This is a genomic window from Ideonella sp. B508-1, assembly GCF_000333615.1.
Lineage (GTDB): Bacteria > Pseudomonadota > Gammaproteobacteria > Burkholderiales > Burkholderiaceae_C > Ideonella.
This window is the reverse complement of the sequence record NZ_BADL01000191.1, coordinates 1-10,906: the sequence shown is the minus strand read 5'-3', so window position 1 is coordinate 10,906 and position 10,906 is coordinate 1. Positions and strand designations below refer to the sequence as shown.

Below are 10,906 nucleotides of genomic sequence, written 5' to 3'. Positions count from 1 at the left end.
GTCGGGATGTGTTTGTCAGCAGCAAGGATGGCCGCACGCCACTCGGTACTCATGCCTGGCTGATCCGGCGGGATCTGGCGGCCAAAGGCGAGGGCAACCCGCTCCTTCAGGGTCTTCCTCCCTGCCTTCCTGCGACCTCCCGGATCGCACGGACGTGCAACACCTGGCGCACCGCATCTGTCCCACCTGAGGATCAGGCTCTTCTCTTCGAGGCCGTAGCGGCAAAGATTGCTCCAGTTCTTGTAGACGTAGTACCGACTGACCTCGTGTTGCTTGACGGCCTGGGTGACGAGGCCGCCAAGTCCTTCGTGAACGAGGATGCCTTCTTGAAGCTTCTTGAAGTCAAGGAAGCTGGCCATCACTGCAACGCGGCGCCGGTGTTCAGCGTCGCTCCTGGCCTTCAACTCGGCGTTCAAGAGCAGCCCCTCCCGACTCAACTTGATGGGCCTGAGCAGATGCTCATCTTCAAGGCGAACCAGCTCTCGACGATCCATCCAGATCAGCTTCCCGACCAAAGGGAGTGGGGCCTTGCGCCGCCTTCTCTTGGTCGACTCCTGCTTCTTTCTACCTCCCTTTTGGGAACGGGTCTCGGACTCCGCTTGAATGAGGACGGTGATCGTCTTTTCGAGCATGGGCTCATCGAGGATCACGCGATAGATGCCAGGCTCGTACGGCGTGCTCGGCTCAAGCTCCTTGAGCAGCCGGAAGGTCGCGTTGTGGATCAGATCCATGCCGACCTCCCACTCAGGATGGGGTTGAAGGCCCAGAATTCCACAGGGCTGACCATGCGAAGTGGCAGATGTGGTCGCCAGCCGCGGCGCAGGTCCAGTGGCAGATGTCCATTCCAGACGGACTGCCAGAGAGCACGCTGAGCCAGTTCCATCGACCCGCACTGGTCGGCGATCCCATGCAGCACATAGGTCTGGCTGCGCCACGCATGTTCAAGAGCGTATCGAGCTGCCTGCTCCTGGGTCTCCTCCGGGACTGTGTTGCCGAGTGCCCATGGCGCGATGCGCCGTAAAGTCAGTACAACCTCAGGACTGGACTGCTCAGAGGTCAGAAGTAGCCAAGGCACCTTCCGACTGCGCCAGTACTCACGCTCGAGTCGCAGCAGCTCAATCGTTCGCCTGCTTTCCTTGAAATCTGGTGTCTTGAAGGCGAGGGCCATGCAACTTCTCGGCTGCCCTGGCGGATGCCGTACCAACAAGAGGTCTGTCGACAGCCGCCACGGCGTCTTGACGCCGCGTTCTGAGAGCGTTGGGTGTTTGATTCCCAGATGCTTTGCCAACGTCAAGGTGCCTGGAAACAGGACCTCTGGGTCTCGCTCCAAATAACGAGCCAGAGGGTGCGCCGAGTCTTCCGGCGTGAGGGAGAACTGCTCGAGCGAATCGTCGAGGTCGGGAAGCATCGTGGCGAACAACTGTTGGCCAAGTTCACCATCGGACAGCAACTCCCGCAGGCGTCCCTTCCAGTGCAGAAGATGGCTGCGACCCATGCTGGACGGGTCCCCGCGGGTGACCCTGTGCCATGGAAGATAGTCTGTGTAGGTGCCCTCGCCACGACCTTGTCTGATGAACCGTGCGATGACCGTCGGCGTGAAACGTTTGGTCTTTCTCATGCTGACCCCTTGGGATGTCCAGGAATTTGGGCAAAAGGGGAGTTGACGGCGCCGCAGACGGTCCGTAGAGTTCAGGTGTGAACTGAAATTTCTGGGCAACTCCCCAGCGGAAACGGCGCAAGGTCTCGACCCCTTGTGCCGTTTTTTGTTGGGCTATGACGTGTTCATGGAGACCTCCGGTTCGAGGTGATTCATGGCTCCGCGCGCGCTACAAGGGTGTGTATGCGGCAGGGTGTCCGTGGGTTGGCTTGCGAATGGCGGCGAGCCAGGTCCTGGCAGCCGGGGATTCGGGGAAGCGCTTGGCGTGTGTCCTCCCCCGGTGCAGTTCGGGAAGAGGGCGCTCCTGCTCATCGCGCAGGGCATACATGGGCGCGCCGAGCGGGCCACGCCGAGGAGGACTTCGCTGAAAAGTGAAGGCTGTCTTGACCGACTGCCGGTGGGTGCTAATCTTTGCCTGCGACTGCTGAGGTAGCCCCTTGGCTTCCGGAAGACAGGCCCTCGAAGGAGGGTCTGTCTACTGGATTTCACATCCCGGCCTCCTCCATGGTGGTTCGCATGGCGTTCACCAGCTTTGGTGACAACCTGGATGCGTTGCGCCTGATGGCGATCAGAAGTGAGCAGACGTTCTTTGGAAGGTCGCTCGAATATTCCAACCCGGAACGTTCTGCAGCCGCGGCTGCAAGCAGATCGCTGGTCTCAAGAGGATGAAGCTCGAGAGATCGCGCTAAGCGAAGTGCCGTTCGCTCAGGTGGTGCAGGTCGCTTGCTGTTCTCCAGCTCGCTGTAATAGCCAGGCGATAGCCCTGCATCGGAGGCAGCCTTGGCTTGGGAGATCCCGAGGCGGCATCTGAACCGATACAGCAATGCCCCAAACGAGACGGGCTCAGCTGAAGTGCGCATCCCGTGACTTCGCGGCATGAGTGATCAGTTGGCCCGAGCGGAGCCATAGATCGTGAAGCCGGATCCTCGAAGGACTCTAGCCGGGTGCACCCAGCGGCACTGCAGACACCCGATTGCATTCTTCGATACCAGGTGCGGGGCACTGAACACGCTTGCTTTATGCCGCACGAGTGAGGGTTTATGCATTGCTGGATCCAATGTGTGCGCCAAGGTCAGATCCGCCTGTTGACGTCGCCGTGGCCATTTGGCGAACAAGCGAGTGGTCGGGTGCGGCAACGAACCCTTCTCCGAAGCAGAGAGATCGAGGCCCACTCGCCATTGGATACGGCGACAGGTCGCCGTACAAGAGGCGCACGACTCGTGGAGGTCACGGGAATTGTGTGCGCACTATCGGCACGGCAAAATTAATTCAATTCCAACTCATGCAATGGACAATTTGTTTTCATGGCGGAAATCAAAAATTCATGAAATTTCTTCGTCCTCATCCAGGCGGCTGTCGTATAAGACCATGTGTTCTACTAAGGATTGAGCCATGGAGAACCTGAGGGCACTGCTTCTCTTGGCAAAAGTCGTTCAGCGGGAAGTGGATGACATTGCGCGCGAGCATCACCTCCACCGCGAGCAGATCCTGCTGTTGATGGAGCTTGAGGGAGCGCTGGGCAGGCGTACGGGACAGCGGCGCTTTGCCGAACTTGTTTGGGCCTCCCTGAATACCCCCGCCAGGACATCGCAGCATCTGCGAGGACTGTTGGACGCAGGTCTTTGCGAGAAGGAAGTCGGGCGATTGGGCGCTGGCGAGGGAAGTGGAAGCTATGCCCACTACTCGATGACGCCCAAGGGAAGAGAGCTGTTCTGGCGTTTAAGGTCATCTCTACAAGCGATCGAATCGCTACTCAGCCCCGGCGCTTCTAACCTCAATGCCCAAGCGCCCTTAAACTGGATGCGTGCTTGCCGGGAGCGATTCAGAACTGCAATTGGAATCTGAGCGTGAGAGCTCTTGCAGCCACCTGTGCCTCAATCTGGGCTGCTGCCGGTTCCGTGGACACCGACCTAAGCTTTTCCAGTCGCTTCAAACTGTGCCGGGCTGAGGTAGCCCAGCGTCGAGTGTCGCCGCGTCGGGTTGTAGAAGCGCTCGATGTAGTCGAACACGTCTGACCTGGCCTCTTCGCGCGTACGGTAGACCTTGCGGGCCACGCGCTCGGTCTTCATCGAACTGAAGAAGCTCTCCATCGCCGAGTTGTCCCAGACCTCTCCACCGCGGCTCATGCTGCAGGTAATGCCCCGTTCCTTGAGCAAGTCCTGGAAGTGCCTGCTGGTGTACTGGGTGAGTTCAACCCATCGTCGCAACACGTCCTGCATGGAGGTGTTGATGATGTCGGAGATGAGGAAGTCGATTCGGTCCTTGCGCGGGAAGTTGCGCTCGCCTGGGCGTCTGCCTGTCCAGCATCGCGCAGCGCGGTGGCCGTTCTGGCAAGCGATCGCTGAGGGATTGGCCACCGAGGACGCTGCGGCAGTTGCGGGTGTTTCCATGGCGGTGGGCGCCAGATGGTTCCGACAATGCGGTGGCATGCCGCCATCACATCTTGCGCCATCCTCGCCAGCGCCCACAGGTCGCTCTTTCCTTCGCCGAGCGTGAGCAGATAGCCCTGGCACGAGCCCGCGGCGAGGGCGTGCGGGCGACTGCACGCCAACTCGGTCGGGCGGCGTCGACGATCTCGCGAGAGCTGAGGCGCAATGCGGCCACCCGCAGCGGAGGCATGGAGTACAGAGCACACACGGCGCAATGGCATGCTGATCGCGCAGCACGCAGGCCCAAGGCAGCCAAACTATTGGCCAACGCGTAAGCTCCCCTGTCAAGCAGACAGTTGATTCCTAGAGTCTGCGGCGGTTGTGTGGATCAGTCTGGGCATGAATTGCTTGGGCGGCACACCACCCAGCGCGTCATGCGGTCGGTACTCGTTGTATTGGGTCAGCCAGTCGTCGGCGATGGCCTGGACCTGCTCGATGGAATTGAACAGGTAGGCATCGAGCACCTCGGTGCGGAAGGTCCGGTTGAATCGCTCGATGTAGGCGTTCTGGTTGGGCTCACCGGGCTCGATGTAGTTCAGGGCAATACCTTTGCGCTGGGCCCATTCGACGAAGTCGTGGCTGGTCATCTCCGGCCCGTTGTCCATGCGAATCGACAGCGGTGGGTCGTACCACTCCACCAGGCGGTCCATCGTGCGGATCAGCATCGAGGCGGGCAGCGACTGGGCCACCTGGATCGCCAGCGCTTCGCGGTTGGCTTCGTCGATCACGTTGAGCGTTCGGAACCGCCGGCCGTCGTAGAGCACGTCGTGCATGAAGTCCAAGGCCCAGCCCTGGTTGACGAACGAGCCCGCCGCCAACGGCACCGGCTCGCGCTTGGGAATGCGCCGCTTCGTCCTGCGAGGAATGTTCAGGCCCAACTCGCAGTACACCCGCCAGACCCGTTTGTGTTTCCACGCCCGCCCATCCAGGCGCAGTCGGTCGAAGCACTTCCAGAATTCCCAGCGGCCATTGCGCTCGACGACGCCGTTGAGCGCGTCGATGACCTCGGCATCCTTCTCCTGCGGCAGCGGCGGCACCTTGTAGTACGCCGCCCGCGACAAGACTGTGGCTCTGCAGGCTCGCTGAATCCACAGGCGGTGCTCGGTCACCATGACCGCCACCACCTGCCGCCTCGCGGACGGCGTCAGAATTTTTTTGTCAGCACGATCCTTGATCGCTGCGTTCTCCAGCGCCAGGTCGGCATACATACGCTTGAGCCGCGCGTTATCCGCCTCCAGCTCGCGCATGCGCGTCAGGTCGGACACCGTCGCACCTGCGTACTTGCTCTTCCAGTCGTAGTCCGTCGGCGAACGGATCCCGTGCTTGCGGCAAATCTCCGCCACCAGCACGCCTGCCTCGCCTTCCTTGAGGATCGCCACGATCTGGCTCTGCCGTGAACTTGCTCTTCCTCATTGGCCTCTTCCTTCAGGGGTTGGGCCGCATTCTCTGGTTTCAGCTGCCTACTTGGTGGGGGAGCGTACGGAACCTGCGCAGGAACTCCCTGGCAATACAGTTCATCCTGTCAGCCGCTTCGTCCTCGTCTCCGCGCTCTGAGTGATAAGCAAGCGGGTACACCGGTTCCGACTCGAGAAAGACGACAGTCAACCGGGCTTCGCCTCTGGAGACCAAGAACGCGGCCAATCGGGGCGCGGCCTGCTTTGCCTAGGCTTACGGCTCCAGTCGAACTGGAAGGCCTCGCCCAGCTCGAACCTCAGAGGTACATAGGTGTCGCCCGTCGCCGCACCGCCTTGCGCCGAACGCTGGGCGCGAATGTAGTCCGCCAACCGGATGCAGCTTCGTCGGCACCGCCTGCCGGCAGTATTGCGGTAGCTCCGCCTTGCCAACCCAAAGATACTTGCGAACCGTGTTCCACGCTAGTCACGTCGCCTTGGCAATCTCCTGCACCCCTATCACCTACGCCGCACAAGCGCCTCCGCAAATATCGCCTAAAGCGCCGACATAGGGCGGTCAATGCTGATCAGGTACTTTGAATCGAAGAGCGATGTTTTCCACTCGCCCCCACGTCGGATACTGACCGAACCGCAGACCATGAAAGTAGTGTCTCATCTCAGATTGACCGCTTGCCGCATACATTCGATCAGCGCAGAGCACGATTGTGTTCGGTCCCGCAGAAAAATCAACATCATTCAAGGCTACTTCATACTCGTGCCAGCCTTCTATTCCCCTCAACTGTGAAGCCACAGTTCTTCCATTAACTATTACGCTGAAATACACCTCATCAGGGAATTCTAGATGAAGCCAGATCGCACGAACGTCTCTTTCCAGCGAAGGGAACTGAACCGAGGCCGTTGGACAGTCAAGGACGATGTCCAACTCCTCTCGCTCCCAGCCGTTGCGATTTGCCGAGCGACTCAGCGGGCGAAAACCGCGAAGGTGATCCAGGTAGTACAGAGAGTAAAGACTCCCGTCCTGCTCAAGTCTAGGGTCAGAAAGAACGACTTCAGCCTCCGTTTGGCAGAACGCACGCAAGACTTTGCCGACAACTTCCGCCAAGCGAAGATCGAATCTCGCATGATAGACAAATTTGGCGATATACAAATTGAACCGGGCGTCCCAATCGGAATCGATTAGTCCAAGCTCTGAAAGGCGAGGCTCGGTCAGGCTCGCGCGTGATCGGCTAACGACAACCCTGCGTAGCGTGTTAAGAAACACGGTCGCACGACTCCAGCCACTCGCCAGAGCGCATGAGCACCAGTGTTCGACCAAGGCATCTGTCTGGCCATAATGGTAGTTGTGAAGCATTGCAACGATGGCGCCCTGAAAGGTCTCCAGTTGCGTCATCATGCGGATTCGATCATCCACGGAGTCTTCGGGAGCTTCAAGGCGGCCCCCGGAAAGTTTTGAAACGATTCCGCTCGCCGTGGCATGGATTCCGTGTGGAGCCAAGTGACAGTAGTCCGTGAACGTTCTCCTGTCCCCAGGGCCCAAAGCACGAGGCATACTGAAAAATTCTACACCTTCCTTCTCGCAAATAATTTCAAGTTGGGCCGACACACTCGGAAGGCACTGTGGTACAGGGTAGAGGTAAGTGCCTAATTGGGATTCAAGTATTGTCTGGATGATCGACAACTTATCTTCTCTGCTGTCGCTTGCATACTCTTCGCGCGCAAGAGACCATTTTTGCGCCTGCGATCCAAGCCCCAATAGACGAGAGCTAGGCGACACCTCTGGCATGCTCCAAGCCTGCCTCTCCAGGGGGCGCCAATCGAGCATGTTCAGCCCGGGTACCACATACAGCAGGGGCACCTCGTAGCCTCGCGCAATACTGATGGTCTCCTGAAGAAGCTTCTCGCAATGCACCGTAAGGGAATGGAGAAGCGAAGACGAAGCAACTGCTTCGCCGGCAGAGAGCCAAGCCCAACGGGCTGCTAAGAGAGCTGAATCGTCGAAGAGCGTTTGCCCGCACTGAAGGTACTGCAACAGCCCCTTTATCTCATTATTGCCGGCATAGAAAATAACTCCGTCTGGATCTAACGTAATCGAGGCATTAAGAATCTCATTGCAGTCATACCAGCTAGCATTGACGCAACTGAGATCTATCACCTCTATATCTTGGCGCCCCAGCGCCAGGGAAAGTTGACGCTGAATCTCCGTGGCGAGGTTGAAGCTGCCCCAGTAGCCAAATGAACCTGCCGCACTCTCACCTATCAATAGAAGGCGAATGGTTCCATGGGTCTTGGGCTCGATCTTGTCGCGCGAAGTTCGGAAACGCGCAAGATCCATTGCCGCGGGGCTATCTGAGATACGCCAGCGAAATCCTTCCGCCTCATTCCCCTCGATGATCCACGGCCCTACCGAATCTACGATAACGCCGCACTCCGGCCGAGAACGTATGAAGGTCTTGGATGCTCTGGCTGCCGCGTGCACTCTGTCTGGGAAGGTTGTCATCAAAGCGTGAGCTAGGCAAAAAAGTACGTGTGGTGCGTCTTCGGAAGCAGCGGGCGGGTAAGCTGCATTCGCTCAAACGTTCCCTTGTGCATTAAGCCTATCGGCTGCTTTGCTCTTTCAAGTAGCGCATTGCCAAGAACTAGAAAATCAATGTCCGACTCACGGAAAGTGTTGAACGCGTCCGCAACACTGCGGACAATCGGTTCGTCCGCGAGATTGAACGAGGTGTTGAGAAGCACGGGAATTCCGACAATGGCCTCGAACTCGACGAGCAACCTTGCAATTCGCGATGAGGCCTTGCGCTCTATGGTCTGCAGTCTGGCACTTCCGTCTACATGTGTGACCGCACCAAGCAATTCAGGCCTCCTGACGTTCACCACATAGTTCATGTATGGGCAGTGCTCATCCGTCTCGAAGTAGTCTGCGACGCGATCAGTCAGGCAGATTGGTGCAAATGGTCTGAAGGACTCGCGATTCTTTATCTTCGCGTTGACATGATCTCGCATCCGCCGGTGCCGCGGGTCCGCCAATATCGACCTACTGCCAAGAGACCGAGCGCCAAATTCGGCCCGTTCCTGTACCCATCCCACTACATATCCATCAGCCAAGTGCGTTGCCACCCGCTGACAAAGCTCATCTTCTTCTAAGAGCTGAAAGCTGGCACCAATCTCCTTCAGGAAAATTGCCACATCCCGTGATTCGATTGGGTCCCCAAGAAGTGCACTTTGGATGGGCTCCGGGCGCAGCAGGAGACGCGAGGACAGCAGATATGCCGCACCTATGGCGTTTCCCGGGTCGTCGGCGGCTGGGGGAGTCCAAACGCGGTCCCACATTCCAGAACGGCGAATGCGGGCATTCGCGACGCAATTGAGAGCCACGCCTCCACCTAGGCAGAGGTTGCGGCTCGGAAATAGCGCCGCATGATGTACGCACATGTCAAGGAGAGCTTCCTCTAGGGCCGCCTGTGCGCTCGCAGCGATATCTAGGTGGATCTGCTCCAGCACCATAGAGGAGTTGCGAGCCCGAACTCCAAGGTAAGCCTCAAGTGCGGCTGTGCTCCTCATATCGAAGACGTCGATCGTCGAGGTGTCGAGTAAAACTCGACCTGCCCGGACGCAAACCAACTTCCGCATCTGCTCCAGGAATCGAGGCTTGCCATAAGGAGCTAAGCCCATGACCTTATATTCGTCGGCGTTAGGCCTGAATCCAAGAAGCGCAGAGACCGCCGCGTAAAACAACCCCAGAGAATTAGGAAATCGAGATTCGCTAAGCAATGTTAGGCCATCCCGATCGGCTGCCCAAGCGGAGGCGGTTTGCCATTCTCCCACGCCATCATTGACGACTACGAGGGCATCCGGGAGTCCACTCGAGTAAAACGAGTAAGCTGCATGGCAATGGTGGTGACTGAACTGATGGACCGAGCAAGAGAGGCCAAGCTCAGTCTTCAGGAGTTCGATAGGTTCATGGATCTCGTCCCACCGATGTACCGTAGTTCGAGTCAGCGTCGCGTCGTCCAGTGTCCCGTAGATTCGATCCTTCTTAATACGCACATCTTCGTAATAGGCTACGCCGACAATGTCTCTCCGCGAGGCCCTCAGAAAATCGAGTCCTGCTCGAAGTGCATTCTTAGGGGCTCTGCTATCAAACTTAACTCGCGAGAATCGCTCCTCCTGAGCTGCGTAACGAACCTCGCCGTTCTCCAGAATGGCAATTGCGCTATCATGAAAAAAAGCATTGACCCCGACCACCAGTTTGCTCATTGATAATGAGATCCCTATCGATCTAGTTAACTATGGATTCCCGGTGTCAGAGAGAGGCTTGCGCAGCCAATCACTCCTTTGCACTAGCCCCGAAGTTGATCCATCCGCAAGCTGATGCGAAGTTGGAGGTCTGCAATCTTCGCGACAACTTCCTGCCGCTCAGATCCCGATACTTGATTCAAGCGAGCTTTCAGCACCTCAAGATCTTTCAGCATTTCCACTTCAGGTGGCACACACCCCGCGTCCTTCAAAATCTTGTATCCCATGCGGAGTTCTTCGGGCGTCTCGTAGAAGCCATCTCCGAGATCCAAAGGCTTCCCCCAATTCTTGGCGGATTGAAGCTCGCCGCTGGCAGCGTCCTTTTGCAAACTGTCTGCTATGAGCTGATCTAGCGTTCGATGATCTGACACATCGTACTCCGCATTCAGAGTTCTTGATCTAGAGTCAGACTATCAGGTCTCCACCGGCCTGCACACCTGTAAAGCTTTACAGGTGACTTTCTCTGCACGTTGGATAGCCTCACATCGCTTGGCACGGATGTCTCATCTATGGGCGCCTGTGCTAGGTGCAAGTAGTTAGTCCATCAACTCACGTAACTGGAGAACTAATGTCAACGCAAGCACTAAAGGCCTTCGTCGCCGGCGATAAGGCAGGTGGCCAAGGCCAACAAGCCAGGTTGGAAGAGGGTAAAGCGTCGAGCCTGCTGATGAAGCCCAAAAAGTTAAAGATCCGTGTGGTTCGTCAGAGCTTTGATGATCGGCGCAACACCTTCGGCTCGATCATCGAAACCTGCTACTAACTAGCAAATAGGTTACATGGAGGCTCTCATGTTTGAGCCTCCATCTCGATCCGAGATGGCCACGGAGCCCGCATGACAATCCAAAGCAAGTTGTGTCTGGTCTATCCTCCTTACTACAACGCATCGGTGCATGTTGTCCCGCCCATCGGCATCCTACGAATTGCCGCCTACCTAGAAGAAAAAGGCAGGGAGGTGGAAGTCATCGATTTGGTATTAAAAATTGCAGAGGGGGAGATTCCATTAGATGCAACTCTGCCACAGCGGTCTGCAGAGGAAATAGTAAGAACCGGTGCGCGCTATGTTGGCTTCAGTGTCCAAGCATTAACGATTTCAACCTCGATCTCCATGCGGA

9 protein-coding genes and 4 pseudogenes are annotated in these 10,906 nt (G+C 57.5%); 5 read left to right on the top strand and 8 right to left on the bottom strand.

What is annotated here, in order from left to right; translation table 11 throughout:
- Positions 1-731 (bottom strand): annotated as a pseudogene (locus I73_RS08585) (transposase); the annotation flags it as partial.
- Positions 722-1,618 (bottom strand): TnsA endonuclease N-terminal domain-containing protein, encoded by an 897-nt coding sequence (locus I73_RS31540; RefSeq protein ID WP_083876640.1) that lies wholly within the window; start codon positions 1,616-1,618, stop codon positions 722-724. The pseudogene I73_RS08585 and the gene I73_RS31540, both read right to left, overlap by 10 nt.
- Positions 1,619-2,173: 555 nt before the next feature.
- On the opposite strand from I73_RS31540, the gene I73_RS33825 reads away from it, so the two are divergent.
- Positions 2,174-2,326: a hypothetical protein gene (locus tag I73_RS33825; RefSeq protein WP_234409450.1), complete on the top strand. Its 153-nt coding sequence runs from the start codon at positions 2,174-2,176 to the stop codon at positions 2,324-2,326.
- A gap of 44 nt (positions 2,327-2,370) precedes the next feature.
- On the opposite strand, the pseudogene I73_RS34825 reads toward I73_RS33825, so the two are convergent.
- Positions 2,371-2,517 (bottom strand): annotated as a pseudogene (locus I73_RS34825) (helix-turn-helix domain-containing protein); the annotation flags it as partial.
- Positions 2,518-3,049: 532 nt separating this feature from the next.
- Between I73_RS34825 and I73_RS32505 the strand changes: the two are divergent.
- Positions 3,050-3,502, top strand: coding sequence for a hypothetical protein (locus tag I73_RS32505; RefSeq protein WP_148289736.1), 453 nt, complete (start codon positions 3,050-3,052; stop codon positions 3,500-3,502).
- Between the two features lie 65 nt (positions 3,503-3,567).
- Here the strand turns inward: I73_RS32505 and I73_RS26915 are convergent.
- A pseudogene (locus I73_RS26915) lies at positions 3,568-3,843 on the bottom strand (IS3 family transposase); the annotation flags it as partial.
- Positions 3,844-3,889: 46 nt separating this feature from the next.
- Here I73_RS26915 and I73_RS34820 point away from each other — a divergent pair.
- Positions 3,890-4,355: pseudogene (locus I73_RS34820) on the top strand (helix-turn-helix domain-containing protein); the annotation flags it as partial.
- Positions 4,356-4,370: 15 nt separating this feature from the next.
- Here the strand turns inward: I73_RS34820 and I73_RS08575 are convergent.
- The 4 genes from I73_RS08575 to I73_RS31520 all read right to left on the bottom strand — a co-directional run bounded on the left by I73_RS08575 (position 4,371) and on the right by I73_RS31520 (position 10,123).
- Positions 4,371-5,499 (bottom strand): IS3 family transposase gene (locus I73_RS08575; protein ID WP_085944582.1). Its coding sequence is split into 2 segments (ribosomal slippage): positions 4,371-5,477 and positions 5,479-5,499, totalling 1,128 coding nucleotides; the frame shifts between segments, so codons are not numbered across the junction.
- A 555-nt stretch (positions 5,500-6,054) separates the two neighbouring features.
- On the bottom strand, positions 6,055-7,830 hold the full coding sequence (locus I73_RS32500) for a hypothetical protein (protein ID WP_148289735.1): 1,776 nt from the start codon (positions 7,828-7,830) through the stop codon (positions 6,055-6,057).
- 176 nt (positions 7,831-8,006) lie between these two features.
- Positions 8,007-9,755 (bottom strand): carbamoyltransferase C-terminal domain-containing protein, encoded by a 1,749-nt coding sequence (locus I73_RS31525; RefSeq protein WP_083876638.1) that lies wholly within the window; start codon positions 9,753-9,755, stop codon positions 8,007-8,009.
- Positions 9,756-9,838: 83 nt separating this feature from the next.
- On the bottom strand, positions 9,839-10,123 hold the full coding sequence (locus tag I73_RS31520; protein WP_199899047.1) for a DUF1992 domain-containing protein: 285 nt from the start codon (positions 10,121-10,123) through the stop codon (positions 9,839-9,841).
- Between the two features lie 239 nt (positions 10,124-10,362).
- On the opposite strand from I73_RS31520, the gene I73_RS32495 reads away from it, so the two are divergent.
- Positions 10,363-10,554 carry a hypothetical protein gene (locus tag I73_RS32495; protein ID WP_148289734.1) on the top strand — a complete coding sequence of 64 codons (192 nt, stop codon included), beginning with the start codon at positions 10,363-10,365 and terminating at the stop codon, positions 10,552-10,554.
- Between the two features lie 72 nt (positions 10,555-10,626).
- A partial coding sequence (locus I73_RS32490) for a cobalamin B12-binding domain-containing protein (protein ID WP_148289733.1) occupies positions 10,627-10,906 on the top strand: 280 nt, incomplete at its 3' end.